At 66.0% G+C, this 12,724-nt stretch carries 14 protein-coding genes; 1 reads left to right on the forward strand and 13 read right to left on the reverse strand.

The window, feature by feature from the left end; translation table 11 throughout:
- Positions 1-3: 3 nt before the first annotated feature.
- The 4 genes from G3N64_RS09050 to G3N64_RS09065 form a co-directional block, all read right to left on the reverse strand.
- Positions 4-684, reverse strand: a complete 681-nt coding sequence (locus tag G3N64_RS09050) for an OmpA family protein (RefSeq protein ID WP_205783526.1) — start codon at positions 682-684, stop codon at positions 4-6.
- A 39-nt stretch (positions 685-723) separates the two neighbouring features.
- Positions 724-1,488, reverse strand: a complete 765-nt coding sequence (locus G3N64_RS09055) for a flagellar motor protein (protein WP_175003590.1) — start codon at positions 1,486-1,488, stop codon at positions 724-726.
- A gap of 13 nt (positions 1,489-1,501) precedes the next feature.
- Entirely contained in the window at positions 1,502-2,746 is a 1,245-nt protein-coding gene (locus G3N64_RS09060; protein ID WP_205783527.1) for a cyclic nucleotide-binding domain-containing protein, read from the reverse strand.
- Between the two features lie 237 nt (positions 2,747-2,983).
- On the reverse strand, positions 2,984-3,646 hold the full coding sequence (locus tag G3N64_RS09065) for a glutathione S-transferase family protein (protein ID WP_085040732.1): 663 nt from the start codon (positions 3,644-3,646) through the stop codon (positions 2,984-2,986).
- Between the two features lie 288 nt (positions 3,647-3,934).
- Here G3N64_RS09065 and phaZ point away from each other — a divergent pair, with 288 nt between their 5' ends.
- Entirely contained in the window at positions 3,935-5,290 is a 1,356-nt protein-coding gene (gene phaZ / locus G3N64_RS09070) for a polyhydroxyalkanoate depolymerase (RefSeq protein ID WP_205783528.1), read from the forward strand.
- A gap of 106 nt (positions 5,291-5,396) precedes the next feature.
- On the opposite strand, the gene G3N64_RS09075 is transcribed toward phaZ, so the two are convergent.
- The 9 genes from G3N64_RS09075 to G3N64_RS09115 form a co-directional block, all read right to left on the reverse strand.
- A complete protein-coding gene (locus tag G3N64_RS09075) occupies positions 5,397-5,873 on the reverse strand; it encodes a hypothetical protein (RefSeq protein WP_205783529.1) in 477 nt (158 codons plus the stop codon).
- A gap of 61 nt (positions 5,874-5,934) precedes the next feature.
- Entirely contained in the window at positions 5,935-6,072 is a 138-nt protein-coding gene (locus G3N64_RS09080; RefSeq protein ID WP_205783530.1) for an HHHH-motif protein, read from the reverse strand.
- A gap of 329 nt (positions 6,073-6,401) precedes the next feature.
- Positions 6,402-6,833, reverse strand: coding sequence for a cupin domain-containing protein (locus G3N64_RS09085; protein WP_205783531.1), 432 nt, complete (start codon positions 6,831-6,833; stop codon positions 6,402-6,404).
- Positions 6,834-6,976: 143 nt separating this feature from the next.
- Positions 6,977-7,744 carry an ATP-binding cassette domain-containing protein gene (locus tag G3N64_RS09090; protein ID WP_174968263.1) on the reverse strand — a complete coding sequence of 256 codons (768 nt, stop codon included), beginning with the start codon at positions 7,742-7,744 and terminating at the stop codon, positions 6,977-6,979.
- Positions 7,745-7,777: 33 nt separating this feature from the next.
- On the reverse strand, positions 7,778-8,491 hold the full coding sequence (locus G3N64_RS09095) for an ABC transporter permease (RefSeq protein ID WP_027782419.1): 714 nt from the start codon (positions 8,489-8,491) through the stop codon (positions 7,778-7,780).
- On the reverse strand, positions 8,488-9,177 hold the full coding sequence (locus tag G3N64_RS09100) for an ABC transporter permease (protein WP_205783532.1): 690 nt from the start codon (positions 9,175-9,177) through the stop codon (positions 8,488-8,490). Before G3N64_RS09100 ends, G3N64_RS09095 begins: the two co-directional genes overlap by 4 nt.
- A gap of 174 nt (positions 9,178-9,351) precedes the next feature.
- Positions 9,352-10,125 carry an ABC transporter substrate-binding protein gene (locus G3N64_RS09105; protein WP_205783533.1) on the reverse strand — a complete coding sequence of 258 codons (774 nt, stop codon included), beginning with the start codon at positions 10,123-10,125 and terminating at the stop codon, positions 9,352-9,354.
- A 273-nt stretch (positions 10,126-10,398) separates the two neighbouring features.
- Positions 10,399-11,151 (reverse strand): response regulator, encoded by a 753-nt coding sequence (locus G3N64_RS09110; RefSeq protein ID WP_205783534.1) that lies wholly within the window; start codon positions 11,149-11,151, stop codon positions 10,399-10,401.
- A partial coding sequence (locus tag G3N64_RS09115) for a DUF4118 domain-containing protein (RefSeq protein WP_205783535.1) occupies positions 11,148-12,724 on the reverse strand: 1,577 nt, incomplete at its 5' end. The genes G3N64_RS09115 and G3N64_RS09110, both read right to left, overlap by 4 nt.

Consider the following 12,724-nt stretch of genomic DNA (forward strand, 5'->3'; position numbering starts at 1 on the left):
AAATCAGTACGCAACGAAGATCGTCACCCGCCGATTCCGCGCCCGCGCGGCCGCATCGTCCCCCGCGACGAGCGGCTGCGTATCGGCCCGCCCGATCGCCGCGAGCCGGTGCGGTGCGACGCCGCGCTCGGTCAGGTAGCGCACGACGCTCCCCGCGCGCGCCGACGACAGCTCCCAGTTCGATTCGTATTTCGCGTTCGCGATCGGCACGCTGTCGGTATGCCCTTCGACGAGAATGTCGCCGGTCGCGTGATCGCTCAGTGCCCGCGCGATCTGGTTCAGCACGGGCGACGAATCGGGCAGCAAGCGCGCATCGCCGACATTGAACAGGATCTTCGCGTCGATGCCGATCTCGACGCCATGCGGCGCTTTCACGAGCGAGATCCGGCCGTTCGACTTCAACGAATCGAGCAACGCGAGCCACGGCGGTGCGCGTTCGGGCGTCACGGCAGCGGAGGTGGAAGCGGATGCACTCGCCGCGTTTTCGGCATGCCGCGCGAGCGTCTGGTACCGCGCGTCGAGCGCGTTGTATTTCGCGAGCTGGAGCACGTACAACGCGAGAAACAGCACCATCAGCGTCGTGATGAGATCCGCGTACGAAATCAGCCAGCGGCCGGATTGCGCGCCATCGAGTTCGTCGTCGTCGCGATCGGCAGCGGATGCACCGTCAGTTCGAGCAGTCATGCGGTTGGAAACCCGGGTTCGTCGTACGACACACGTCCATCACGCGAGCGACTCGGCCGCGCGCCCGCGCACGTCGCCGGTCAGGCGCGTCTCGATGGTATGCGGCGATTCCTTGCGCGAAATCGCCAGCAAGCCGTCGAGATACAGCTTGCGAAACCGCAGCTCGCTGTCGATCTGCGCGCGCAGCTTGCCGTAAAGCGGCAGGAACACGAGGTTCGCCAGCGCCAGCCCGTACAGCGTCGCGATGAACGCGACCGCGATGCCCGGCCCGAGCTGCGCCGGTTCGAGAATATGGCTCGTCACCTGCACGAGCCCGAGCACCGACCCGAGAATGCCGAATGTCGGCGCATACCCGCCTGCCTGCTGCCACACGCGCGCGGCGGCGAGGCGGCTGCGTTCGTATGCATCGAGTTCGCGCTGCAACGCATCCTCGAGCACGGCGGTCGACACGCCGTTCGCCAACAGTTCGAGCCCGCGGCGCGCGAACGGATGGATGCCGCTCACATCCATCGATTCGAACGCGAGCAGCCCGTCGAGCTTCGCGCGGTCGCCCCATTCGAGCAGGTCGGACAGGTTCTTGCGATCGACTTCGCGGGCACGCACGAACGCGAGCCGCAGCTGTTTCACTGCGTCGAAAAAGCGCGCCCAGGTGTTCTGGATCATCACCGCGCCGAGCGTGCCGCCGAGCACGATCACGAGCGCCTCGAACTGGAACAGCATCGAGAAATGCCCGCCTTCCAGCGCGAAACCGAACACGATTGCCGCGCCGCCCAGCACCACGCCGGCCAGGGTCAACAGATCCATGCGTACCTCCTTGTCATGCATCCGATGCCGGTGCGACGGGCGCCGCGCCCGCCGCTGGCGCCTTCGCCGCGCGAACGGCATCCAGCACGCGCTGCTCGATGTCCTCGATCTCGACCGGATCGAGCTTGAGCTCGCGACGCATCACCCACGACACCTCGTTGCGCCGCGCCTCGGTCATCACGGAGAACAGCTTGTCGGCCACCGCGCGATCGTCGAGATTCGCGATCAGCTTCGCGAGATCGTAGGTATCGAACGCGCTGATGACGTCGAACAGCGTGCGCTGGTCGATCCACACGAGATCCTCCAGCGCGCGCACGTCGCCGCCGCGACGCGCATTGCGGCGCGAGAAGTACGCAACCCCCTTCTGCTCGACGTAGCTGAGCACCTTCGATTTGCGGAACGCGAATACTTCTTCGGCAATCTCGCCGTTCGACAGCTTGTTGAGCAGCATCGTCTTCTCGACGCCGATCAGCGATTCGAGATCGGCGAGCTCGATGAGCTCGAGTTCGCTGTTGATCGACAGGTCGAGATCGTGATCGGCCACCTGCTGCGCGCGATCGATCACGCGTGCGGCGTCGAACGTGACAACCTGGCGCGCATCCGACGACGCCGCATAGTCGGTTGCCCCGCCGGCGTGGTCCGCCTGCGCGGCTTCGATCGTGACGAGATTGAGCTTCTCCATGCGTCGCAGCATCGCGAGCACGTGCGGCCGCGAGTGGCCGGCAATCGCGCGGCATTTGCGGATCACTTCGGCGAGCGGCACCGAGGTTTCGGCCGCATGGGCCTGCATCGGCCGGCGCGCCCACCCGTCGCCGCCGTCGCGCGCATCAGCGCCCGCCATCAGCGCCAGCACATGCGCGTATGACAGCACGCCCGGCATGAAGTCGGCATGGGTATAGGTCGCGAGCTGGTCGTCCTTGCGCTTCACGCGACGGATCATCGTCCGCACGATATGACGCAGCAGCGCCGACACACGCTCGATTTCTTCGTCGAGCGTGCCGGCCGGCACGACCGTCAGCTGACAGAATGAAAGCGCCTTCGCGGTGTGGGCACGCGGCTCGGCGGCGAGCAAGGCCGATTCACCGAAGAACTCGCCACGACCAAGCGTCGCAACGACGACGCGCTTGTCGTCGCACCGCGTGGACAGCTCGACCTTGCCGTCGGTGATCAGAAAGATGACGGGCTCGCCCGCAAAACCCTCGGAGTAAATGATTTCCCCGGGCGCCGCTGTACGCGTCCATGATTGCTGACGATTCAAGTCGATTCCCCTGCTGCGCTGTTTATTGCGGACTGCGTGTCGCACGTCGGAAGCATGCGATCACGAGTCGTCCCCGTGACTCGTTTACGTCATCGGGCTCCACATCCTTTAGGGAATTCGTCCTCGTTTTGAATCGAGATCAAGGTAAAACGTTTGCGGACTGCGTAGCCACACCGGAAAGTTCATTTCCATGCTTGCACGTGTCGTGCAATTGAAAGCACCGAGCGCCCCCGCGCGTCAGAACTCCATGTCGAGTTCGTCGATGTCTTCGTGCTCCGCCTTCGCCGCATCGATCCACTCCGCCACGAACGGATGGGCGAGCACCTGCATGCAGTACTCGGCCACATCGGGCTCCAGTTTCACGTCGTAGGTCAGGAAACGCGTGACGACCGGCGCATACATCGCGTCGGCAATGCCGATCTCCGCGCCGAACAGCCAGGGGCCGCCGTACGCGGCCAGGCATTCGCGCCAGATCGTCACGATCCGCTGGATGTCGTGCTGCGCGCGCGACCAGATCCGGAAGCCGGGGAAATGCGCGCGCAGGTTCATCGGCAACGCGGAGCGCAACGCGCTGAAACCGGAATGCATCTCGCCGCAGATCGACCGGCAATGCGCGCGTGCCTTCCGGTCTTCAGGCAGCAGCCGCGCCTGCGGCCGGATTTCGTTCAGGTATTCGGCGATCGCGAGCGTGTCCCATACCGTGTTGCCGTCGTGTGTCAGGCACGGCACGAGAATCGACGGCGACAGCAGCAGCAACTCCGCGCGCGACGCGGCATCGATCGGCACGCTGACCGTCTCGAACGTGAGACCGCTCAGCTTCGCGAGCAGCCAGCCGCGCATCGACCACGACGAGTAATTGCGGCTGCTGATGGTCAGCGTCGTCTGTCCGATGACTTCCATGTCGCCCCCTTTCCAAAGCCGTTCGTGCCCCTGCACCGAAAACGGACGCCACGTGGCGTCACCCGCACCATGCCGGTGCCGCGCATTCGCCGAACTGGCGCAGCGCCGCACGCTGTCGCAGCACGTGCCGCACGCCGGACCGGCGTGGCAACGCATCGCGAGCCGTTGCCGGTTGTCGCATGCGGCCTGCGTCGCCGCGTTCCCGAACCGCGTGCAACGCGCGTGCCAGCCGCAGGCTGGCACATCGCTTGCCTCGTTCCGTGCAATGCAGCACAACGAGCAACACTCATGAATCTGCTTGCCTATCCGTACTATCAATGGTCTGCCGAATGCACGCGCCCGGCGCGCGCATGGGCCGCCGCCGCCCGCGCGACGATGGCGCTGTGGCCGTCCGCCACGTCGACGACGACCGGCCGCATGTTCGACGCGCTGTGCGAACTGCTCGAATGCTGCGCGTTCTCGCATCGGCGTCCGCCGTTCGGCATCGCGTCGGCCGTCGTCGACGGCGAGACGGTGCCGATCGTCGAGGAAGCCGCCGCGGCGACACCGTTCGGCACGCTGCTGCATTTCCGCAAGGCGCTGCCGGTGGCGCGCCAGCCGCGCGTGCTGATCGTCGCGCCGATGTCCGGGCATTTCGCGACGCTGTTGCGCGGCACCGTGCGTACGATGCTGGCCGACCACGACGTGTACATCACCGACTGGCACAACCCGCGCGACATCCCGCTGTCGGCCGGGCGCTTCGGTTTCGACGAATACGTCGCGCACGTGATCGACTTCATCCACCAGATCGGCCCGGACGCGCACGTGCTCGCGATCTGCCAGCCGACCGTCGCCGCGCTCGCGGCAGTCGCGCTGATGGCTGCCGGCGGCGATCCGGCGCAGCCCGCGAGCCTGACGCTGATGGCGGGGCCGATCGACTGCCGCGTGAATCCGACGAAGGTCAACGCGCTCGCGACGAGCCAGCCGATCGAATGGTTCGCGCGGCACCTGATCAGCGTCGTGCCGGCGGGCTTCGTCGGCGCGCAGCGGTGCGTGTATCCGGGCTTCGTGCAGGTCGGCGCGTTCATGTCGATGAATCCCGATCGCCATGCAGCGTCGTTCGCCGATCTGTACTACGAGCGCGCGAAAGGCGACCCGGCGAAAGCCGACACGCTGCGGCACTTCTACGACGAATACTTCGCGACGGCCGATCTCACCGCGGAGTTCTATCTGGAAACGGTCGAGAAGGTGTTCCAGCAATATGCGCTCGCACGCGGCGAGCTGACGGTCGGCGACCGGCTCGTCGAGCCGGCGGCGATTCATCGCACCGCGCTGTTGACGATCGAAGGCGAGAAGGACGATATCTGTGCCGTGGGCCAGACGGTGGCCGCGCAGGAGCTGTGTTCGGGGTTGCCGCCGTACCTGAAGACGCACCACGTGCAGACGGGGGCAGGTCACTACGGCGTGTTCAACGGTAACCGCTGGGAAACGCAGATCTATCCGATCGTGCGCGCGACGATCCACGACAACGAACCGTACGATCGCACCGCGGATACGGACGGCACCGCGAACGGCACGCATTACGTGACGCTACGCGCGCTGCTCGATGCCCGCGCAACGGCGCCCGATGCGGCGACCGACACGCAGTCGGATCATGCCCACTGAAGCCGGACGGTGCTGGAAATGAATCGCCCCGCCTGGGGTGGCGGGGCGTAAGTGGCTGCAGCGTGCGGACGACGCGCGAGGAAGCGGCCTCGCGCGTCGGCCTGCGTTACGAGCAGGCCTTGCCGTGCGACGCGTGGTAGCCCTTCGCCTTCGCGTCCGCTTCCGACATGTAGCTGCCGTGCTTCGTCTTCCCGTAGTACTTGTCGGTCGAACAGTGATAGACCTTCGTGCTGTCGTTGGCCCACACCTTGCCCGCGCCGCCGCCCGGCGCTGCCGCCGCGGTCGCTGCGGTCGTTGCAGCCGCGCTCTTCGCCGGCGCGGTGCCGGACGCAGGCGCAGCGGAGGCTGCCGTAGCCGGCGCTGCGGCCGGTGCGCTCGCTGCTGCCGCCGACGATGCGCCGTACCAGGTCTTCACACCCTTGTGGCCTGCGCATGCGCCCTTCTTCGACGCGCCCGAGTAGAACGAGCCGTCCTTGCACAGACCGGTCGTGCCGGCCGGCGCGCTGGCCGGAACCTGCGCGAACGCACCGATCGACATACCCATGCCGGCGACCAGCGCGGCGATCAACATCGTCTTTTTCATGGTCCTCTCCTGATTTGCCTGAATAAAGCCTGCGTTCCGGGTATCCCCGGAAAAGTCGCGATTACCGCACCCAGCGGCACACGCGATGGTGGTGATGATCGACGTGGCACACACGGTGCAAATGCGCTTCGGCCAGTGCCGGAGCGAGAACGGCACATGCCATTGCGGTGGCCGTCAGGATCTTCGCGATGCGCTTCATGAAACTCTCCCGGATAAATCAACCGGTGATCCGGCTGGTACCTCCTCAACGCCGGTCGTCGACAGGCCGTGCACCGCGCCCTCCCGCAATTGACGATCTTTGACATCGCGGCGCTGCCGACGCATCGAAGCTGACGAATGTCTTTCTTTTCTTTCCGGATCTTCAGCTTCTCAACCCTTCGGAATTCGAAAGAATATGACGATGGGGAAAGCGGATCGCAGGCGCGAGCGGAACACACGGAAGCTTCCGCGGAACGCGCAACGAAAAAACCGCCCGAAGGCGGTTTGTCGCAAGCGTGCGCATGATGCGCGCGTCGGGGAACCGCGCAGCTACGCCCCCGCCTCTCCCCACGGCGTCGGCGGCGGCACGGCGCACGGCCCTTCGACGTCGATCGACTTGAAATCGGCGGGCCCGACGATCTCCAGATACTCCATGTCCGGCGAATAGTCGAACAGGTAGTGGACGATCCCCGGCGCCTGGTGCACGCAGTCGCCTGCCGACACCAGCGTCTCGCGTTCGCCGTACATGAAGCGCGCCCAGCCCTTCAGCATGATCACGATATGGAACTCGGCCTCGTGACGGTGCCAGCCGGTGCCCACCTCCGGTGCATGGTTCGCCCTGACGAGTTGCGCGACGACCTTGCCGTTCGTCGCGGCCGCGATACCGAGATCGCGGTACAGGAAGAAGTCGCGCAGGCCTTCACCGTGATACGTGGTGTCCTGCGGCTTCACATGGGAAAAGGCGGTGGTGGGTGTGCTCATCGCGGTGCTCCTTCATCGAAAGGATCACGCGTGACAAGCATTTAGCGTTCCAGTGTGCAGCGGCGCGAAGCCGTATGCGTCATCGCCCGCGCGCTGCCCGTGACGTTACCGACGCGTCACGGGCGGCACACAACGCTGCCCGCTTACTTCAACCGCCCCGACAGGAACTGCCCGAGCCGCTCGCTCTTCGGATTCACGAGAATCTCCTGCGGATTCCCTTCCTCCTCGATCTTCCCCTGGTGCAGGAAGATCACGTGATTCGACACGTTGCGCGCGAAGCCCATCTCGTGCGTGACGACGACCATCGTACGCCCTTCCTCCGCGAGCTTCTGCATCACCTTCAGCACCTCGCCGACGAGTTCCGGATCGAGCGCCGACGTCGGCTCGTCGAACAGCATCACTTCCGGCTCCATCGCGAGCGCGCGTGCAATGGCCACACGCTGCTGCTGGCCGCCCGACAGGTGCGCCGGATACATGCCCTCGACGCGCGGCGCGAGGCCGACCTTCTCCAGGTACTTGCGCGCCCGCGCGATCGCTTCGTCCTTGCTGACGCCGAGCACGGCCATCGGCGCTTCGATCACGTTCTCGAGCACCGTCATGTGCGCCCACAGGTTGAAGTGCTGGAACACCATCGACAGCTTGGTGCGCATCCGCTGAAGCTGCTTCTGGTCGGCCACGCGCAGCGAGCCGTTGCGGTCGCGCGTGGTCTGGATCGGCTCGCTGCCGATCGTGATCTGCCCCGAGCACGGCTGCTCGAGGAAGTTGATGCAGCGCAGGAACGTGCTCTTGCCGGAGCCGCTCGAGCCGATGATGCTGATCACGTCGCCGGCCTTCGCCTTCATCGACACGCCCTTCAACACCTCGTTGTCGCCGAATTTCTTGTGCAGGTTGTCAACGGTGAGCTTGTACATGCTGGGTCCTTCCTTGCGAATCTTGCGAATGCGTTAATGGCCGCGCGGCGAGAGGTACGCGAGCCAGCGCGTCTCGAGCTTGCGGAACGCCCAGATGAGCGTGAACACGACGGCGGCGTACAGCACGGCGGCGATGCCGTAAGCCTGGAACGACATGTACGTCGCCGAATTGACGTCGCGCGTGACCTTCAGGATGTCGGGCACGGTCGCGGTGAACGCGAGCGTCGTCGCGTGCAGCATCAGGATCACTTCGTTGCTGTAGCTCGGCAGCGAGCGGCGCAGCGCGGAAGGCAGGATGATCCGCGTATAGAGCTTGAAGCGCGACATCCCGTAGGCCATGCCGGCCTCGATCTCGCCGGCCGACGTCGCCTTGATCGCACCCGCGAAGATCTCCGTCGCATACGCGCATTCGTTCAGCACGAACGCGAGCAGCGTGCAGTTCATCGCGTTGCGGAAGAACGTGTCGAGCAGCACGTGGTTGTGCACGACCTGCAGGCTGTAGATGCCCGTGTAGCACATCAGCAGCTGCACGTAGAGCGGCGTGCCGCGGAACACGTACGTATAGAGCCACACCGGGCCCGAGATCCAGCGGTTCGACGACGCGCGCGCGATCGCGAGCGGCACGGCGAGCGCGAAGCCCAGCGCGATCGACACGACCAGCAGCCACAGCGTGATCGCGAGGCCGCTGAAGCGGTAGCCGTCGGTGTAGAGATAGCTTTGCCAGTACTGGCTGACGAGTTCGATCACAGTGCGAGCCTCCGGACGCCCACGGAATAACGCTTCTCGAGGTGATGCAGCACGACGTTGGACACCGTCGTGATCGCGAGGTAGATCGCGCCAGCGGCCAGCGTGAAGAAGAAGAAATCGAGCGTGCTCTTGCCCGCGTCCTGCGATGCTTTCACCACATCGGCGAGGCCGATGATCGACACGAGCGCGGTGGCCTTCACGAGCACCTGCCAGTTGTTGCCGATGCCGGGAAGCGCAAAGCGCATCATCTGCGGGAACAGGATGCGGTGGAACACGCGCCAGCCGCTCATCCCGTACGCGAAGCCGGCTTCGAGCTGGCCGCGCGGCACCGACAGGAACGCGCCGCGGAACGTCTCGGTGAAGTACGCGCCGTAGATGAAGCCGAGCGTGATGACGCCAGCCACGAACGGGTCGATGTCGATCTGGTCCCAGCCGAGCATGTCGGTGAAGTCGTTCAGCAGGATCTGGATCCCGTAGAACAGCAGCAGCATCAGCACGAGGTCCGGCACCGCGCGGATCAGCGTCGTGTAGAAGGTGCCGATCGACTTGAACATGCGGTTCGTCGACAGTTTCGCGCTCGCGCCGATGAGGCCCAGCACGAGCGACGCGGCGAGCGACAGCACCGCGAGCTTCACGGTCTCGACCGTGCCGGCCCACAGCAGCGGGCCAAATCCTTGGAAGATCATATGAGGGATCCAGAACGAGGTGGCTGGATTGTCAATAGCCATTAGCCGCGCATCAAACGATATCTGCGCACGACCTGATGCAACCTGCTCATCAAGTCGGACGCATGACGCGAGGCGGGTTGCACCCATCACGGACGCGGCGCGCGCCGCCACCGACGCGCGCCGCATGGACGGTCAGCCGCCGTAGACGTCGAACGCGAAGTACTTCTTCTCGAGCTTCTTGTACGTGCCGTCCTTGATGATGTCGGCGATCGCGTGGTCGATCTTCGCCTTCAGGTCGACGTCGTCCTTGCGCAGCCCGATGCCGGCGCCGTTGCCGAGCGTCTTCGGATCGTCGATGTCCTTGCCGGCGAATTCGAAGTTCGCGCCGCGCGGCGTCTTCAGGAAGCCGATGTCGGCCTGCACCGCGTCCTGCAGCGCCGCGTCGAGGCGGCCCGACATCAGGTCCTGGTACACGCCGTCCTGGTTCTGGTAAGGCACGACCTGCACGCCCTTCGGCGCCCAGTACGCCTTCGCATAGGTTTCCTGGATGGTGCCCTGCTCGACGCCCACCGATTTGCCCTTCAGCGATTCGGCCGTCGGCTGCAGGTTCGTGCCCTTCTTCGCGACGAGGCGGGTCGGCGTGTTGAACAGCTTGTCGGAGAACGCGATCTGCTCGGCACGCGCCGGCGTCATCGACATCGACGACAGCACGCCGTCGAACTTCTTCGCCTTCAGCGCGGGGATCATCCCGTCGAAGTCGTTCTCGATCCACACGCATTTCGCCTTCAGGCGGGCGCAGATCTCGTTGCCGAGATCGACGTCGAAGCCGACGACCTTGCCGCTTGCGTCCTTCGATTCGAACGGCGGATAGCTGGCGTCGACGCCGAACCGGATCGTCGACCCATCCTTGGCGTGGGCACCGACCGCGATGCAGGCGAGGGCAATACTGAGCGCGAGTTTCTTCATGGCGTTCCTGTCAGAGGCGAACTGGGCAGGGGTCCCGTCGGGCGGCGCCGCCGTGAACCCTTCCAACCCGGGGATCGCCCTTCCGACGACACTCCAAGTTGTACATACAACTTTGCCTTTTCAGAAGGTGCGCCAGCAATCCGTGTTTATCTCTAATTGTCGGCGGAATAGGATCGTGCGTCGAAAATTTCCTTATATTTCAATTAATTGAAAATTACACCGCGCTAAACAACAGCTTTCTCCACGCGCCGGTGCCCGGCCGGGAGCGGAATTTCAGTTGTCTAGACCTGTCGATGCCACACCGCGCGGCCCGTCCGCCATGCCGACCGTTTCCAGACCGACCAGCCGGTAGCCGAACTGCAGCTCCGTCAGCAGGTGCCGCGGGCGGGCGGGCACCGGTTCGAGCTTCTGCCGCAGGTTCGTCATGTACACGCGCACGTAATGCGCACGGTCCGCGTCGTGGATGCCCCAGACCTCCGCCAGCAATTGCCGCGCAGCGATCACGCCGCCGCGCGCGCGAATCAGCGCGGCGAGCAGCCGGAATTCGAGGCGCGTCAGATGGACCGGCTCGCCGCCGCGCGCGACTTCGTGCTTGCCGAGATCGACGGTCACGTCGCCGAACCGCACGATCGACGACGATTGCCCGTCGGCCGACACGAACGCCGCGCGCCGCAACTGCGCCCGCGCCCGCGCGAGCAGTTCGGGCACGCCGAACGGCTTCGGCAGGTAATCGTCCGCGCCCGCGTCGAGCGCCGCGACCTTCTCCACTTCCTGCTGGCGCGCCGACAGCACGATCACCGGCACCGTCGACCACTCGCGCAGCGCGCGGATGAAGGTCTTGCCGTCGTCGTCCGGCAGCCCGAGATCGACGATCACGAGATCGGGCTTGCTGCTCGACGCATACATCCGCGCCTCGCGGGCCGTCGACGCCTCCCAGGTGTCGAGCCCCTCCTGTTCCAGCGCCATCCGCACGAAACGGCGGATGTCCGCTTCGTCCTCGACGATGAGTACGCGCGATCTGATCATGTCCGGCTCTCGTGTTCGATGTCGGGCGGCGCGCCCAGTGGCAGGCGAATCTCGAACCGCGCGCCGTGCGGATCGAGCGGCACCGCGCGGATCGAGCCGCCGTGCGCGTTGACGATGCTGCGGCACAGCGCGAGCCCGAGCCCCACGCCGCTGATCGACGATTCCTTGCGTTCTCGCTCGAACGGCTCGAACAGCGGCTCGGTGTTGCGCGCGATGAAGCCGGGCCCGTCGTCCTCGACGAATACGTACAGCGTTTCGCCGAACACGCGGGCCCGCACCGCCACGGCCGCATCCGCGCCCGCGTACTTCGCCGCGTTGTCGAGCAGGTTCATCAGCACGCGCTCGATCAGCAGTGCGTCGACGTCGATCAGCGGCAGGTCGGCAGGCAGGTCGGCGCTCACGTCGCGGCCGGCCAGCATGCCGGCCGAATGCGCGAGCGCGCTGCCGACGATCTCGTCGAGCATGTGCCACTCGCGATTCAGCCGCACGCCCTCGCTCTGCATACGCGCGAGATCGAGCAGGTTCACGACGAGCCCGTGCAGCGCCTCGGCCTGGTTGCGGATGCCGTGCGCGAGCGCGGCCGGCTGCCCGTCGGCCAGCCGCTCGGGTCGCTCCAGCGTCTCGGCGAGCCCGCGGATCGCGGTCAGCGGCGTCTTCAGGTCGTGCGACACCGCGGCGAGCAGCGCGTTGCGCAGCCGCTCGCCTTCGATCCGGACGAGCGTGTGCTGCGCGACGCCCACGTAGTGCACGCGTTCGAGCGCCATCGCGATCGACGAGCACAGCGCGTCGATCAGGCGGCGATCGTCGGGGTCCGTGGGGACCGGCTGCGCGTCGCCGAACAGCACGAGCACGCCGCGCACGCGCATCGGCGCCTTCAGCGGCAGGTACTGCGCGGCCGCGCGCTCGAACGGCGGCAGCCCGCACCCGGCAGCGCGGGCGTTCTCGTAGACCCAGTGAGCAATCGGTGTGTCGACGAACCGTGCGTGCTGCGCGGGCGCCAGATGGTCGTCCGCATCGGGCAGTACCAGCGCGACGCGCACGCCGAGCAGCGGCGCGATCGTGCCAGTGCAGATCGACGCGATCTGCTCGGTCTCGATCGCGGCCGACAGGTCATGCGCAACGCGTGCGAGCGCGGCCGAGCGCTTCTCGTTCGCGCGCGCGGCCCGAGCCTCCGCGCGCAGGCGCGCCGCGAGCTGGCCGATCGCGAGCGCGACGGCCAGCATCAGCGCGAACGTGAACACGTACTGCGTATCGGACACCGCGAACGACAACCTCGGCTCGACGAAGAAGAAGTCGAAGCAGCCGACGCACACGAACGCGGCCCACGCGCCGGCCAGCCGGCCGAGCCGCAGCGCGATCAGCACGACGGTCATCAGGAACAGCATCACGACGTTCGACAGGTCGAACACGCGCAGCAGCGCGCTCGCCGCGAGCGTCGCCAGCGCGCACACGAGCGTGGCGAGCAGCAGCGGCACCGCGTGCTGCGACACCCATACGTGCGTGCGCGGGTGCGCTTCGCGCACGGCCAGCGTCGGCTGCGTGTCGGGCCCCGCGCCCGCGATCCGATCGGCCA

It is taken from the genome of Burkholderia sp. Ac-20344, assembly GCF_017104975.1.
Classification (GTDB): Bacteria; Pseudomonadota; Gammaproteobacteria; order Burkholderiales; family Burkholderiaceae; genus Burkholderia.